General features: G+C 41.5%; 11 protein-coding genes. 4 read left to right on the top strand and 7 right to left on the bottom strand.

Features of this window, described 5'->3' with window-relative positions:
• Window positions 1-941: class I SAM-dependent methyltransferase (locus LC574_RS14275; RefSeq protein WP_229454132.1), on the bottom strand; the 941-nt coding region annotated here is incomplete at its 3' end.
• A 104-nt stretch (window positions 942-1,045) separates the two neighbouring features.
• Here LC574_RS14275 and LC574_RS14270 point away from each other — a divergent pair.
• The 3 genes from LC574_RS14270 to LC574_RS14265 are packed head-to-tail and all read left to right on the top strand — an operon-like array spanning window position 1,046 to window position 2,345.
• Window positions 1,046-1,819 (top strand): SDR family oxidoreductase, encoded by a 774-nt coding sequence (locus LC574_RS14270; protein ID WP_229454131.1) that lies wholly within the window; start codon window positions 1,046-1,048, stop codon window positions 1,817-1,819.
• Window positions 1,820-1,863: 44 nt separating this feature from the next.
• Window positions 1,864-1,935, top strand: coding sequence for a ribonuclease domain-containing protein (locus LC574_RS39040; protein WP_368736691.1), 72 nt, complete (start codon window positions 1,864-1,866; stop codon window positions 1,933-1,935).
• Window positions 1,936-1,961: 26 nt separating this feature from the next.
• Window positions 1,962-2,345 (top strand): barstar family protein, encoded by a 384-nt coding sequence (locus LC574_RS14265; protein ID WP_229454130.1) that lies wholly within the window; start codon window positions 1,962-1,964, stop codon window positions 2,343-2,345.
• 22 nt (window positions 2,346-2,367) lie between these two features.
• Here LC574_RS14265 and LC574_RS14260 read toward each other — a convergent pair whose 3' ends face one another.
• From LC574_RS14260 to LC574_RS14235, 6 genes are all read right to left on the bottom strand, one after another.
• Window positions 2,368-2,562, bottom strand: a complete 195-nt coding sequence (locus LC574_RS14260; protein ID WP_229454129.1) for a type II toxin-antitoxin system VapC family toxin — start codon at window positions 2,560-2,562, stop codon at window positions 2,368-2,370.
• A 4-nt stretch (window positions 2,563-2,566) separates the two neighbouring features.
• Complete coding sequence (locus LC574_RS14255) at window positions 2,567-2,992, bottom strand: type II toxin-antitoxin system VapC family toxin (RefSeq protein ID WP_229454128.1); 426 nt, start codon at window positions 2,990-2,992, stop codon at window positions 2,567-2,569.
• A gap of 8 nt (window positions 2,993-3,000) precedes the next feature.
• Window positions 3,001-3,351 (bottom strand): type II toxin-antitoxin system HicB family antitoxin, encoded by a 351-nt coding sequence (locus LC574_RS14250; protein ID WP_229454127.1) that lies wholly within the window; start codon window positions 3,349-3,351, stop codon window positions 3,001-3,003.
• Window positions 3,352-3,416: 65 nt separating this feature from the next.
• Window positions 3,417-3,854 (bottom strand): type II toxin-antitoxin system VapC family toxin, encoded by a 438-nt coding sequence (locus LC574_RS14245; protein WP_229454126.1) that lies wholly within the window; start codon window positions 3,852-3,854, stop codon window positions 3,417-3,419.
• Window positions 3,851-4,192, bottom strand: coding sequence for a hypothetical protein (locus tag LC574_RS14240; RefSeq protein ID WP_229454125.1), 342 nt, complete (start codon window positions 4,190-4,192; stop codon window positions 3,851-3,853). Before LC574_RS14240 ends, LC574_RS14245 begins: the two co-directional genes overlap by 4 nt.
• 60 nt (window positions 4,193-4,252) lie before the next feature.
• Window positions 4,253-4,402 carry a hypothetical protein gene (locus LC574_RS14235; RefSeq protein ID WP_229454124.1) on the bottom strand — a complete coding sequence of 50 codons (150 nt, stop codon included), beginning with the start codon at window positions 4,400-4,402 and terminating at the stop codon, window positions 4,253-4,255.
• 538 nt (window positions 4,403-4,940) lie between these two features.
• Between LC574_RS14235 and LC574_RS14230 the strand changes: the two genes are divergently transcribed.
• On the top strand, window positions 4,941-8,216 hold the full coding sequence (locus LC574_RS14230; RefSeq protein WP_229454123.1) for a phycobilisome rod-core linker polypeptide: 3,276 nt from the start codon (window positions 4,941-4,943) through the stop codon (window positions 8,214-8,216).
• Window positions 8,217-8,615: the final 399 nt, after the last annotated feature.

Below are 8,615 nucleotides of genomic sequence, written 5' to 3'. Positions count from 1 at the left end.
GACCAGTCGGACTTGATTAAGGGAGAACGACCGAGGAAAAACTCGTAATGAGTTACTTCTGGATCTAGTAATTCTATCAGGCGGTAAAGCTGGCGATCGCTCAATTGTTTTGCCCGTTCTACTAACTCTGGTGCTTTGCCTAAAAGTCTCTCCAAATCCCAAAAACTCGGATTCGAGAAACCAACAAACTCCAATCCCGAAGCATCTATTAATTCAAACAGCGTCTCAATGTTGTAGTCAATTTCTTGGGGATGAACGTACATATCCGCAAAGTTTTCATCTTTGTGATTTTCTAATGACCAACGCTGCTTATCGTATTTGACAATTCGGTTATTTTCTGGTAAAGATGCAAATATTTGTCGTCCGACTTGGACACCATCGCGGTAGTCGCCTTTTTTGTCACCTTGAATAAGTGCGATCGCTTTTTGCATGAGTTGAATTTCCCAACGCCCCAACTCCCCATACACAAAAATGTGCATCAAGCCACCTGGGGCTAACTTCTTCGCCAAAGCTTGAATACCGCGAATTGGATCGGAAGTATGATGCAAAACGCCAACACAGTTAATTAAATCAAACTCACCCGGCAATTGTTCCACATCAAACAAACTGAGGTGATGAAATTCAACGCGGGTAGCCCCAGAACGCTGACAACGTTCTTTTGCTACAGCCAAAGCGCCAGTACTGAGGTCAATTCCTACAACAGAAGCTTGAGGATTGAGGTGAACCAAGTACTCTGTACCCACACCAGTACCGCAACCTGCATCTAAAATCCGAATATCTTGCCTTTGGGGTTTTTGACCTGTGCAGAAGTTATGAGCAGCTAGCCAATTCCAGCGCCAGTTGTAGCCTGGAGGTGGTTCATCCAACAGGGCTTCTGGCGGAAAGGGGTAGGTATTGTAGAGTTTGGCAACAGCAGCACTAACAGTTTGGGAATCGGACATGATAAGTAAATCTTGGGGCAATTCTGAGTTTATCGAATCTCGGATGCTAATAAGCAATAAGGAGTAAAATTCAAGCCAATAGAATTAATAGCGTTGTATTACAGATGGTAGATTACGGTTTGTCGGGTAAAGTTGCCCTAGTAACTGGTGTAAGCCGACACATGGGAATTGGTGCAGCGATCGCTCATTCACTTGCTGCATCTGGAGCAAATATCTTTACGACTTATTATCGACCATACGATAAGCTGATGCCTTGGGGTAGCAATTTTCATGAGGCAGAAGAAATCATTGAGTCACTAAAATTACAAGGAGTCAAAGCCGCAGGGGTTGAGGTTAACTTGGCTGAGTCAGAAATGCCCAAAAAACTTTTTGACCACATTGAGGGCAGTCTGGGACAAGTGGATATTCTAATTAACAATGCCGCTCACGATCAACAAGCAGATATATACTCTTTATCATCCGAATTACTTGATACTCATTACACCGTAAATATTCGAGGTACTACATTGTTGTGTGGCGAATTTGCTAATCGCCATGATGGACGGCCAGGAGGACGAATTATCAATCTTACCTCTGGTCAAAGTCTGGCTCCTATGCCCAAAAACCTACCATACGCTATTAGCAAAGGAGCAATAGAAGCGCTGACTCTAAGTCTCAGTGCTAGCCTAGCAAGTAAAAATATTACTGTAAATGCCGTAGATCCTGGGGCAACAGATACAGGCTGGATGAGTGATGAAATCCGCTCAGAAATTGAGGAAAAAGCACCGTTTGGTCGTTTAGGTACACCAGCAGATGCCGCACATATAATATTATTTCTCGCCTCATTGCAAGGACAGTGGATTACAGGGCAAATTATTCGTTCTAGAGGTGGACAGTAAATTCATTTCGCCGTTTTCTATAAGAATGCGATAGTAGTCGCCGTCTGATTACTGGGAAAAATGCCGAAATTTACTATACAGATGATCACTACAATAGCTTTCAAGAAGTCATCTAGTAGTCGTGATAAACAAGGATAAATACATGAGTGAATTTCTAAATTGTTTGTCAATAGATATAAAACAAAGCATACGTGAAGCAGTGGAACAAATAGCCGCAGAACCAGGAACTAAAGTTTTTTATCTTGATGGTAAAAAAATTAATAGCAAAGAAACATTTTTAAGTAAAGCTGCTGAAGCAATGCAATTTCCTACATACTTTGGTGCTAATTGGGATGCTTTTGATGAATGTATCACCGATTTAACATGGTGTCCGGCTGAGAGATACGTGATATTGTATGACTATGCTGATATCTTTGCTCAAGCTGACCCTACACAGTACCAAATAGCATTGGATATTTTAAATTCAGCCAAAGAATACTGGGAAGCTAATAATATTACTCTGAATTTTTTCACTATAAACAAATAGGTAAATTTAGCCTTAAGACAAATTAAGATATAGTCGAATCTTCTAAACGCAAATTAGGAACTTTCTCAAAATCCTTCCGGTTGCGGGTTACTAAAATACCATTCACCGACAACGTAATTGCCGCAATGTGTAAATCTTGAGTACCAATGCGAATTCTTTGACGAATCAAGTCTTCGTAACAATTAATAGCATACTCGTCAAATCCTAGCGATCGCACAAAATTAAGATATAGTCCAATCTTCTAAAAGCAAATTAGGAACTTTCTCAAAATCTTTCCGGTTGCGAGTAACTAAAATACCATTCCTCGACAACGTAATTGCCGCAATGCGTAAATCTTGAGTACCAACGCGAATTTTCTGCCTAACTAATTCAGCGTAAATATTGCCAGCATCTTCGCTAAATTCCACGACACTAATACTATTTAAATCATCTAATGTATCTTGTAATCTAGCATAAGCTAAGACTAATTCACCTGATGAATCAGCCCTATTAATAGTATTCATTCTTCCCCGTATTTGTTCAGTAGCCGTCACAATAGTTATTGCAATATCTTGAAGATTAAATGTATTTAATCGCTTTCTAATAGATGGATTACCCCTTTGGATCAAAGATAGGTGATCCGTATCTAATATTCTTAAACTATTCACATCTAAATTTACCTTAACTCCCTTCTTTCATCTAATTCGCGCCGATATTCTTCTATATATTCCAGCATCTCATCAAATTGCGAATCATCTTTATATTTACCAGCTATTTTCAACCAAGGGTTTTCTACTACTTGGGGTACTTCAATTGCTAAAGTGACTATTTTGGCAGATTCTAAACGATGTTGCAAACTTTGACTAAGTTTTTCTATCGCTTCCGTTTCTGTATTTCCTAAACCTTGACAGTCTGGTAAACCTAGCAATGTTGCTTTAACTGTACCATCTGGTTCATTTTCAATCAGCACATCATAATTTAACTTTGGTGCAGTTGTCTGAGAGGTAGTTTTTACAGCTAAATTCATAATATTTTTATATTCCAAGTTTTATATTTATTATAACATCTAGGTCAATTTAGGCTTGAAACAAATTAAGATATAGTCCAATCTTCTAAACGCAAATTAGGAACTTTCTCAAAATCCTTCCGGTTGCGGGTTACTAAAATACCATTCACCGACAGCGTAATTGCCGCAATGCGTAAATCTTGAGTACCAACGCGAATTTTGTGCTTAACTAACTCAGCATAAACATTACAAGCTTTAGTATCAAATTCAAGTAATTTTATATTTTTGAAATATTCTATTTCATCCCATAATCCCTTGTATCCCCATATTAATTTGTCATACTTAGAAGGTTGATTATTATATTTGTTGATAACATTCAGCCATCCTTTAACTTTCTCCTCTAATGTAATCACTGTTATGGCTAAATTTTCAGGGTTCTGCTGTCTTATGCGTTGTGTGACTAGTGGATGACTATTTTGAAATAACGACAGATGGTCTGTATCTAATATCCAGATAATACTCACTCTGTCTCATTCTCCAAGTCAATTTGACTCCGTTCAGCTTCTATATATTCCAGCACCTCAGCAAAAAGAGGGTTATCTTTGTGCATTCCTGCAAATTTCATCCAAGGATGTTCAGTTTGGGGAACCTCAATTTCTAAAGTTACTATTTCTGGTTCTCGCTCTTGTAAAAGTTGAATTAGTTTCTCTAGTGCTTCTTCTTTAGTCACACCAGAGCCTTTAAAATCTGGCAAGCCTAGCACTGTAGCAGTAACTCCGCCATTTTGTTGATTTTCAATCAGCACATCATAAGTTAACTTGGGTGCAGTATTGTTAGAATAAGTTTTTACAGTTAAATTCATATATTTTGAACCTGGAAGTTTTATATTGATTATAACTGCTGACATACTTACTGCTAACCTTTAGTTTGTACGTGTTAGCGTCTTTGCCCACTTAACAACGGTGCTGATATTTTGGTCTGGAAGCGCATTTGCAGGAGTAACAGCCATAATAACTGCGATCGCAGACAGAGTAGCATTAAATAAATAGTTAAATTTATAACTTTTGTGCATCGTATTTTCCGGTTAAAGAATGTTGATAGCAAATGCTCAAAGTATCAAAAATTATGAATTAATTCCAAGTGACGTAATTTATTAATATTCAATTGCCAGTAGCAAAAACAACTTAACATCGACTAATGACTACTGTCCACTGACATTGCTGTAAACAATTTCGTTTCAACTAAAATTTTGTATAAGTTGTAATAATCGTAGGGTGGACACTGCCACAAACATCAAAATAGAGGGTTTCGGCATCAGTAGACCATGCTTACCCTATTATTTAGTTACAAAACTTAGATTTTATCTCAGCCAAATAAGAGTATGTACTCTTAAGACTGGATGCATCTAAGCTACAGGTTCTACACACTTCTTAATAAACCAGCCTTGAGAACGCAAAACGTTTTAATCTAAAAGCTAACCGGGTTAATTTACTGGCAGTTTTGCAGGCAGTACTCTCAAGTTTATAAAGCACAGACACACCGATGTGTCAAGCCTCAAAGCGACCCAGACTTAACACATAAATGATTATGATGGGAGTTTTACAAATCCGATGAGTGTTAAGGCAAGTGGTGGAAGCTCAGTTGCGCGTCCGCAACTATATCAAACCCTAGCTGTAGCGACAATTACCCAAGCCGAGCAGCAAGACCGCTTTTTGGGAAGTGGTGAATTAGATGAACTGGCAAGCTATTTTGCATCTGGTGCAAAGCGTCTAGAAATTTCCCAGACGCTGACGGATAATGCCGAGATTATCGTATCTCGCGCTGCCAACCGGATTTTTGTCGGTGGTTCGCCAATGGCTTTTTTAGAAAAGCCCAGAGAAATAGAAATAGTACCTGTTAGTGCTGGTGCTAATGTTCAGCAAGGGATGCAACTGGGAACTGTAACCTACGTTGAAAGTCGTGGTGGGTTCCTAGAAAATTTACGCTCAATATTTAACTCATCCCCCAGTGGCCCGACACCTCCAGGTTTCAGACCAATTAACATTGCTCGATATGGCCCGAGCAACATGGCCAAGAGCTTGCGGGATTTATCCTGGTTCTTGCGCTACGCTACTTATGCGATCGTTGCTGGCGACCCCAACATCATAGCGGTGAACACACGGGGTTTACGGGAAATCATTGAAAATGCCTGCTCTGGTGAAGCAACGCTGGTAGCTTTACAAGAAATCAAAGCCGGGTCACTTTCCTTTTTCCGCAAGGATGCTGAGGCTACAGAGATTGTGTCTCAGTACATGGATGTTTTGCTAACAGAATTCAAAGCAGCCACACCTTCAAATAAACTCCGCCAACGCCCCTCTAGCGACCAGCAAGGGTTGGAACTGCCGCAAATTTACTTTAATGCGTCAGAACGGCGTCCCAAGTTTGTGATGAAACCTGGGTTGTCAAGTAGTGAAAAAAATGAGGTTGTCAAAGCGACCTATCGGCAAATCTTTGAGCGCGATATTACCCGTGCTTATAGCTTGTCAATATCTGACCTAGAATCCAAGGTGAAAAATGGCGACATCTCCCTGAAGGAGTTTGTCCGTCGTCTAGCTAAATCTCCCCTTTACCAAAAACAGTTTTACCAGCCTTTTATTAACAGCCGAGTCATCGAACTAGCTTTCCGTCACATTTTGGGACGGGGGCCAAGTAGCCGCGAAGAAGTACAAAAATACTTCTCGATTATTTCTAATGGTGGTCTAGCAGCCTTAGTAGATGCCTTAGTAGATTCTGCTGAATACGGTGACTATTTTGGCGAAGAAACAGTACCCTACCTCCGGGGTCTTGGTCAAGAAGCACAAGAATGTCGCAACTGGGGGCCGCAGCAAGACCTGTTTAACTACAGTGCGCCTTTCCGCAAGATACCTCAGTTCATCACCACATTTGCTGCTTACGAACAACCACTACCAGACCAACATCCCTATGGTTCTGGGAATGACCCCTTAGAAATTCAATTTGGGGCGATTTTCCCGAAAGAAACTCGCAACCCCAGCACCAGTCCGGCTCCTTTTGGCAAGGATACCAAGCGCATCCTGATTCACCAAGGGGCAGGGATTAATAACCAAAATAGCAATCCCAATGCGCGGGGTGAAGCTCCTGGTACCCTTGGGCCCAAAGTGTTCAAGTTAGATCAACTGCCTGGTACTATTGGTAGAAAGGCTGCCAAAGGTTCTAGCGTCAGATTCTCTGAAAGCTCGACGCAAGCAGTGATTAAAGCGGCTTACTTGCAAGTTTTCGGTCGCGATCTTTACGAAGGTCAGCGCTCAAAGGTATTGGAAATCAAGCTGGAAAACGGCGACATCTCTGTGCGGGAGTTTATCCGTGCTTTGGCTAAGTCGGATGTATTCCGCAATCTGTACTGGTCATCGCTCTATGTTTGTAAAGCGATCGAGTATATTCACCGCCGCTTGTTGGGTCGTCCGACTTATGGTCGTCAAGAAATCAACAAATACTTTGACATCGCTGCTAAACAGGGCTTTTACGCGGTAGTTGATGCCATTATTAACAGCGTAGAATACGCCGAAGCATTTGGTGAAGATACAATTCCTTACGAACGGTATTTGACTCCTGGTGGTGTATCAGGGCGACAATTGCGCGTTGGTAGTATTCGTGAAGATGTTGCAGCGAAAGTTCAGAAGGAAGTAACGCCGAGCTTTGTGACACTGGGTACTGTCACAGAAAATCGGTCAGAGCCAGATATTCAGTTCCGCATTAACCAAGGTGTCAGCAAGCAACGCGAACAAAGCAAAATCTTCAAATTGGTGGCGAATACCAGTGACAAAGTTGCTGTAAAAACTTTGATCAGCGCTGCCTATCGTCAGATTTTTGAGCGGGATATTGCACCCTATATCGCCAAAAATGAATTTACGGCGTGGGAAAGCAAGCTGGGTAACGGCGAAATTAGTGTGAAGGAGTTTATTGAAGGTTTGGGTTACTCTAACCTCTACCTGAAAGAATTCTACACACCTTACCCCAACACCAAAGTGATTGAGTTGGGAACCAAACACTTCTTGGGACGTGCGCCACTAGACCAGGCAGAAATTCGCAAGTATAACCAGATTTTGGCTACTCAAGGTATTCGTGCCTTTATTGCTGCTTTGGTAAATAGTGTGGAATATAACGAGGTGTTTGGTGAGGATACGGTTCCTTACCGTCGCTTCCCGACCCTACCTGCGGCAAACTTCCCGAATACAGAAAAGCTGTACAACCAGCTTACCAAGCAAAACGATGACGTAGTTGTACCGAGCTTTAAGCCAGTAGAAGCCCGCGTCGGGGCTAGCGATACGTCGCTTTTGACACAGGCGATCGCAGATATAGCAACGCAAACAAATGGTCAGATATCATTTGCTGAACTGGGTCGTTCCTACAACGATGGGAACGGACAATCTGTGGAAGTAGCTGTGCCTAAACATGCACGTATTTACCGTCTAACTGAAACCACAAACCAAGTCGAAAGACAACAGGTAATTAACGCCATTTACCGGCAAGTGTTGGATGTATTTAACGGTGAAGTGCCAGATAATTTCCGCCGTACTGACCTAGACAGGAAACTCCAGAATGGTGAAATTTCCGTGCGGGAGTTTGTGCGTCAACTAGCTAGTTCCGAAATCTATCGCCAGCGCTTCTTATCACCTTATCCTCATGCCAAGGTGATTGAGTTCCTCTTCCGTCACTTGTTGGGGCGTACACCCGCAGATCAGGAAGAAATTCGCCAGTATAACAATCTGCTAGCTGATAGTGGTTTGTCGGCTGCTGTAGAAGCAATAATCGAGAGCCAAGAATATAGCCGCTACTTCGGTGAAGATGTTGTACCTTACAACCGCTTCTCAATAGGGAATAGGGAATAGGGAATAGGGAATAGGGAGTAGGGAATAGATTATTTACTGTCCCCTGCCCCCTGCCTCCTGCCTCCTGCCTCCTGCCCCCCTGCCCCCTTCGTAATCTTTCGTAATATTGGTTTCAGATTACAGCTAAAACCCGAAATTCTGAAAAGCAATATTACAAAGTATTAAGAGCAGTCATAAATGCTCAACAGAATGCCGGAAAATGTTTTGCGGAAGGTAACTGAGTTTAAAAGCTTGTTTACTTGTGTTGACTCAAAAAAACTCGTAATTTATTAGCCATAACAGTTATTAAACTGTTGTATCTAAAAGAACGAGAAAACAAACTCAGTGAACCGAATTAAAGTCGCGCTAGTTAATCAAATCCTGGTTTCATTCGTATTTGGAGGAATCCATTAATGAGTA

The sequence above is a fragment of the Nostoc sp. CHAB 5715 genome (assembly GCF_020829685.1).
GTDB lineage: Bacteria > Cyanobacteriota > Cyanobacteriia > Cyanobacteriales > Nostocaceae > Nostoc.
The sequence above is the reverse complement of the archived record's forward strand: the minus strand, read 5'-3'. Positions and strand labels throughout refer to the sequence as shown.